3 protein-coding genes and 1 pseudogene are annotated in these 5,955 nt (G+C 42.3%); 2 read left to right on the top strand and 2 right to left on the bottom strand.

Annotated elements, in window-relative coordinates:
• A pseudogene (locus H6G97_RS43560) lies at window positions 1–313 on the bottom strand (hypothetical protein); the annotation flags it as partial.
• 955 nt (window positions 314–1,268) lie between these two features.
• On the opposite strand from H6G97_RS43560, the gene H6G97_RS43555 reads away from it, so the two are divergent.
• Together H6G97_RS43555 and H6G97_RS43550 are read left to right on the top strand one after the other, a co-directional pair.
• Window positions 1,269–1,571, top strand: a complete 303-nt coding sequence (locus H6G97_RS43555; protein ID WP_190946722.1) for a cation efflux transmembrane domain-containing protein — start codon at window positions 1,269–1,271, stop codon at window positions 1,569–1,571.
• A gap of 54 nt (window positions 1,572–1,625) precedes the next feature.
• Window positions 1,626–5,015, top strand: a complete 3,390-nt coding sequence (locus H6G97_RS43550; protein ID WP_190946721.1) for an alkaline phosphatase — start codon at window positions 1,626–1,628, stop codon at window positions 5,013–5,015.
• A gap of 258 nt (window positions 5,016–5,273) precedes the next feature.
• Here the strand turns inward: H6G97_RS43550 and H6G97_RS43545 are convergent, their stop codons facing one another.
• The gene (locus H6G97_RS43545) at window positions 5,274–5,558 is read right to left on the bottom strand and encodes a hypothetical protein (protein WP_190946720.1); all 285 of its coding nucleotides are present in this window, start codon (window positions 5,556–5,558) and stop codon (window positions 5,274–5,276) included.
• Between the last annotated feature and the right edge of the window lie 397 nt (window positions 5,559–5,955).

Raw genomic sequence — 5,955 nt, 5'->3', positions numbered from 1 at the left:
GGATCACAAATAACCATAAAGCAGGTTCAAGCTTCAGTATTTGACGGCAAGTGCGAACAGTTTTAGCCAGTGGAGTCTTTTCTTTGAAACCAATTTCATAGTCAGCAGCCTCTTGTAGAGAGGACTTGATGGAGTTACGAATTGGTTCGTTTTCTAATAACTCTTGATATTTGACCTCAAGTTCCGCCAGCCTTTTTTCTGATTGCTTTATATGCTGCCCCATTTTCTCCACCAGTTGTTTGATGCTGGCTGGAGTCTTTTCCCAATCTGAGTCGGAAATTTCAATTCCGTAGGCGAGGCAGTTTTCATTCATGCCTCTTAATCTACCATCTCAGTAACCCATTTTTGACTGTAGCGTTTCTTATCCTGTGAACGGTTACGAATTTTTAAGAATTTTGTATACATCAATACGTAATATTTTTACTTAAACTACTACCTTTGATGGTTACGTGTTTTCAATTATAGTAGTAATTTATGAACTATCATCTAAATCAAGCAACTAGCAGTTTAATGACAGTTAGTTGCTATTAACTAGCAACATATTACTGCTAAATTCACTAATCATTTCTCAAAAATTCAGTCAGTAGAATTGTAATTTACTATCAACAAAGCTATAACTAGTGATACATCTATCCAGCAATTATCTCAGTATAGATAGATGACAAAAATTAAGTTTTATGAATCACATATTAAGCGTTATGACTTCTGACATCTAACATATTTTAACTTGATATCAGCTAGACGTTAATAATTTAACATATTAGCTAAAGATTTAAACGTAGAGCGAATAAGTCTAGAATCAACTCTAAGCACAAGCCACTTCTACATTTTCAAAAAAACGGTATCATAGATTAGTATTTTTTAGCGATGGCTACGCCCGCCGTTGGCAAAGCCTCTCGCAGAGAAGGCATCGCCAAACTTTTCGGTCTACTGAATTTTTACAATGAGTATTAGCGCTTGTGGCAGCAACAATCAGGCTTCTGATAATTCAAGTTCAGCAGCAAATGATAGTGCTGCTCCATCTGCAAATACTTAATTTAATAATGATAACATTTCTCAAATTTTCTCCGTAAAATTCATATAATAAATAAAAATAATTTTATTTATAATTAAACCTTCCTTATTCAGCCCTTAACCTTACTAATGATAATCTAAAGTGGAAATAAACGGATTTTCAAGCATTAAGAATGGTGCTTTCAGCACAAAATCATTTGGTTGATAAATCGAATGTTGAGTTAATTTTTAATTAGTCTCCAAATTTAGGTTTAATGCAATCTAATCAGGTGAAGCAAAAGATTCAAGTTTTGTGGACTTCTTTAGTTATTATTAAGCACTTTTTGTGTGTGGAATTAAGTGCAGGCATCTGGAGCAATAGCCTTTCTCTTTTAGCAGATGCTAAACATATTCTCTCCGATGTAGCAGCTTTGGGTTTAGCGTTAATGACAGCATGGTTATCTCAATCTGTGTTCAAGCAAACTGTACTTGACTACTATCGATTGGAAGTTACGGCAGATCTGATTAATGGTATTGGACTAGCCTGTGTTGCAGGCTGGATCGTGAAAGAACTCTAGTCTTCTAAAAAGAAGTATCGAAACCCAATTTATTCAGAACAATTCACAAGTTTTATGGCAACTGGTAATCACGTAATTTTCCTCCATCCAGATGGGACCAGTCCATCTCATTATGCGTTCGCAAGGTTTGTAGATAAAGGCCCCGACGGACGTTTGAACTGGGACAATCTAGCTCATGCTGGGGTTTATCTGGGTCACATGGAAGACCAGTTGGGTGGAACATCCAATGCTGGTGCTGTTACCCATGCAACGGGTGCCAAGGTCTATGCAGAATCGTTTGGCTTAAACGCCGATGGTTCTTCAGTTGCTTCCTTATCTGGCAACACTGGTAAGACAATCGTGCAGGAAGCAGTAGCTGCAAATAAGGTGACAGCGCTGGTTCAGTCTGGTGCCATATATGAGCCGGGTACAGCTGCATTCGTTGCTCAAGTGGGTGAACTGGTTGTCGATGGAGAGCGAATTCCGCCTCGCCAGCGAACAGCTGAGATTGCCAAGCAGGTGATTGAGTCTGGAGTTGATTTTATTCTGGGCGGTGGTGAACTTACCCTCTTACCTATAGGTACTGATGGCTTTCACGGTACAGCAGCCGAACTAGATGCTCTCAGCACTAATCCTATCCAACGCCCCAGTGAAAACTTGATTGAATTGGCGAAAAGCAAGGGCTACACAGTTGTTTATAACGAGCAACAACTCAAAGACCTACTTGACCCAGCCAAATATTCTACGCCACCAACGAAAGTGCTGGGCGTATTTGCTCCTATCCATACCTTCAACGATCGCCCAGAAGAAGTCTTAACTGAGCGGGGACTACCCCTCTATAGTGAAACGGCACCGACAATCGCCGAAATGCTGGAAATTACCCAGAAGTTGATGGAGAAGCACCCTAACTTCAACAATGGCTCTATTGCGATCGTTGAGGAGGAAGGAAGCGACAACTTCGGCAACAATAATAATGCTGCTGGTACTCTAGAAGGCGTGCGTCGAGCAGATGCAGCGATTGGTGTAGCACTAGACTTTGTTGATAAATACTCGAATACCTTACTCTTAACTGCTGCTGACAGTGATGCAGGTGGTTTACAAGTACGTGATCCCCTTCCTCCGGATGAGTCAGTAGGTACTATCAACAACAACCCCACCACAGAAGCACGTCCTGTTCCCTTAGATGGTCAAACTGGGGCGGATACCTTACCTTTTGTCGCTGCACCAGATGCTAACGGAGATGTCTTTAACTTCGGAATTGGCTGGGCAGGTACGCCCGACTTCAGCGGTTCTATTGTCTCAAAAGCTCAAGGACTGAACGCAGATAAACTGCCTGCGACAGTAGACAACACGGGGATGTATGAGTTGATGTATGAGACTCTGTTTGAGACAGAATTACCATCTCGGAATCCTGCGCCGACAGCCGCGCCTGAAGCTACTAAAGACACTGGCAATGTCATCTTTATTCACCCAGATGGCACTAGCCCTTCCCATTACATGGCGCTACGCAATATCGACAAGGGCCCAGATGGTAGGCTTAATTGGGACGAAATGTCGAATGCTGGTGTCTATTTGGGACACATGGAAAACCAGTTAACGGGTACATCAAATGCTGGTGCAGTCACTCATGCTAATGGAGTCAAGGTCTTTAATGAATCTTTTGGTCTGAATGAAGATCAATCCCTTGTTACCCCCGCTTCTGGTAAAACTGGCTCCACTATCCTAGAAGAAGCTATTGAGGCTGGAAAAGCTACTGCACTAATCCAATCTGGTCAGTTGGCAGAGCCTGGTACTGCTGCCTTTGCAGCTGAAACCACCAACCGATTAGGTGACGACATTCGGGCACGGGATAAGTACGCCGAAATCATTGAGCAGGTAATCCGCTCCGGTACAGATGTGATCATGGGCGGTGGGGAATTATACATGCTGCCGCAGGGAACTACTGGATTCCACGTCACCTCTGAAATTGATGCCTCAGAAAGCCGCCCAGAGCGCCGCCCAACCACCAACTTGATTGAGTTGGCGAAGTCCTTAGGTTATAGCGTGGTCTATACTGAGGAACAAATGAACCAAGTGGTCAACAGCGATAACCTGCCACAGAAATTGTTGGGCGTGTTTGCGGCGACTGACACCTTCGATGATCGCACTGAAGAGGAACTAGGTCTAAATAGCGAAAATCCTCTGCCACTCTATGTGGCAACGGCTCCTACAGTAGCCGAGATGCTAGATGCATCTTTGAAAATCATCAACAAAGATCCAGATGGCTTCTTTGCTGTGGTAGAGGAAGAGGGCAGCGATAACTTTGCTAATAACAATAACGCTGCGGGTACGATTGAAGCTGTACGCCGAGCTGATGCGGCAATTGGTGTAGCGAAGGATTATGTTGATACCAAAGACCCCAACACTTTAGTAGTTACCGCCGCAGACAGCGATGCAGGTGGTTTGCAGGTGTTTCAATATACTCCCTATACTCGTCCTTCAGGGAACTCCACTGATAACCCTCCTCTGGCAGATAGTGAACCTACTGTTCCCTTTATCAACGTTAACCCAACAACAACTAACACAACTCAGAACTTCTTAGATGGTGTTAATGGTAGTACAGCCAGCGAACAGGCTCCTTGGAAACCTTTTCAAGCTGAGGCTAGTATAGATGGCCCGATGGGCAACTTTGGTGTTGCTTGGGTTGGTACTCCTGACTTCCCTGGTAGCATTGTCTCCAAGACATACGGGATGAATGCTGACAAACTGCCTAGTACCTTGGATAACACCGAGATATACAAGCTCATGTACCAAACAATGTTTGGTGTAACAGCAGAAGAGGCAGCAGCACAACAAGAAACTAAATTAGTATCTGGGACTTCTCAAGGTGACCAGTTAATAGCAGGTGATGCAACTTTTGACGGTATCAATGACTCCGTATTTGCTGGTGCAGGGAATGACGAGGTTGATACACAAACAGTTTCTTCATCAATCGCTGGTAGCAACCGGATCAGTTTAGGTAGTGGCGATGATGTTATCTATGTTAACAAGGGCGATCGCGCTTTTGGTGGTGATGGTAATGACATTTTTGATGCTACTGATGGCAAAGGCGGTAATCGCCTATCCGGTGGTGCTGGTGATGATGTATTCTACCTGGGTAAAGATGATCGTGCCCTTGGTGGTGACGGTGATGACAAACTTTACGTCCAGTTCGGGGGCAATAATCTAATCTCTGGTGGCAAAGGTAAAGATCAGTTTTGGATTGTTAGCGGTGAATTGCCAGAAGCTGCCAATACAATTCTTGATTTTGAAAAGGGTACTGATGTCATCGGTATCCTGGGTAGTGCTAGCTTGGGTATTAACGCTAATACTATAGCGGTGAATACAGTAGGAGGTAATACCGCAATTGCCTTTGGTGGTGAAACTCTTGCTACTCTCAATGGTATTACTGATGTAGATGTTAATACCAGTTTTGTTTTTGCCTAATTTACGCGATTTATTGTAAGTATTGAACTGCCCAGACCTACTTTGTTGAGGTCTGGGTTTCTGCATCCAAACCAGTGGCTTTAAATTTTTGACGCTTCCCTAGATTAGTTTGTCTCTTTCAATGTACTAATTTTAAAACACGCCCTAGCCTGCCAAACCAGGCAGGCAAACCTTGCATCTGAGGCAAAAAAGTTAAAGGCTTGGCTTAAATAAATAATCAAAGCTCCTGCTTTCGTAGTGTTTTAATTAGTAACTATACTATGAGTGCCAAATAGTTTCATACTCTTTAACAAAGAATTGTACTTGTCTCAAAACTAAATGGATCATGGCGGAAGAAGTTTTCCAAGATGAAATTAGAGAATCTGCCCAGCAGTCTAATAATTCAATTCCAACTAATTCGGAATTATTATCCCAACTAAATCTAAGTAAGTAATCATTATGCCCAGGCGTTTGACACTGGATGAAATTTTCAGCAATAGTCCCAGAAGTGAATCCGTTATCAGTAAGGATTTGAGTGAGAATTGTAGCGTGTATGCTATCCATTAAAGTGCCTCAAATATTATTTAGAGTGCCGTTACAGAAATTACTGAAAACGACGATTTATTGACAAGCATAATGTTCCAGCTTTAACTCCAAGCAATGCATTACCTGATGTGCCTTCCGAGCAAGATAGTTCATCCCTAGATTAGTTTGTCGATGCTGCTATGTCTTCTGTGAATCTACTTCAATTAGCTTTATCCCACCTTCAACTAAACCCGTATGAAAACGGAACTAGCGGAATCAAAGCCCTTTCTTTTTCAATCTGCAAGCGACGATCAAAGTGCTAAATAGACTTGTCCGAAATATTAACTTAGGAAAAGAAAAATGGTAAAACGTTTAAGTAAGTGTCTACCATTTTTCTGTATTAGTTATGGTTTTTGATTATATCCAGAAGTATCCG

Origin of the sequence: Nostoc flagelliforme FACHB-838 (genome assembly GCF_014698065.1) — a bacterium.
Lineage (GTDB): Bacteria > Cyanobacteriota > Cyanobacteriia > Cyanobacteriales > Nostocaceae > Nostoc > Nostoc flagelliforme_B.
Note: the sequence above shows the minus strand (reverse complement) of the source record. Positions and strands in the feature narration are given on the sequence as shown.

Coding starts and splice junctions, on each gene's coding strand:
- H6G97_RS43555 (WP_190946722.1), top strand. CDS start 1,269: ATGCAATCTAATCAGGTGAAGCAAAAGATTCAAGTTTTGTGGACTTCT.
- H6G97_RS43550 (WP_190946721.1), top strand. CDS start 1,626: ATGGCAACTGGTAATCACGTAATTTTCCTCCATCCAGATGGGACCAGT.
- H6G97_RS43545 (WP_190946720.1), bottom strand. CDS start 5,558: ATGGATAGCATACACGCTACAATTCTCACTCAAATCCTTACTGATAAC.